The sequence below is a fragment of the Metabacillus sp. 113a genome (assembly GCF_050107635.1).
GTDB lineage: Bacteria > Bacillota > Bacilli > Bacillales > Bacillaceae > Metabacillus_B.
Map to the genome: position 1 here is coordinate 1 of NZ_JBNILJ010000044.1, position 299 is coordinate 299.

Here is a 299-nt window from a genome sequence, read left to right on the forward strand (position 1 = left end):
AATGTGATTGTCTTTTGCAAAATTGACGATTGCACGGCTCACCTTGTGGTCTTGGTCTTTCATCCATCGCTGTTCTTTATCATCCAATTTACGGATGGCATTGAGTTTTTTCTTCCTGCCCAATGTTCTGCGTTTGGAACGGAATGTACGCTTCATGTATTTGTTTTGTCTGCCGTTTCCAAAGAAACAAACCTTGTCATCATCTGTGATGGCTACCGCAGGAACTTTCAAACCTAAATCTACACCCATTCTTTTCGTTCCTGTTTCTTGGGCAGAAGGAATGATGACAGCTATTTGGG

The 299-nt window shown here is 42.1% G+C and carries 1 protein-coding gene; it reads right to left on the reverse strand.

What is annotated here, in order from left to right:
• Positions 1-299, reverse strand: a 299-nt coding sequence (locus ACQCVE_RS19635; protein ID WP_426863672.1) for a transposase, incomplete at both ends; no start/stop codon positions are given.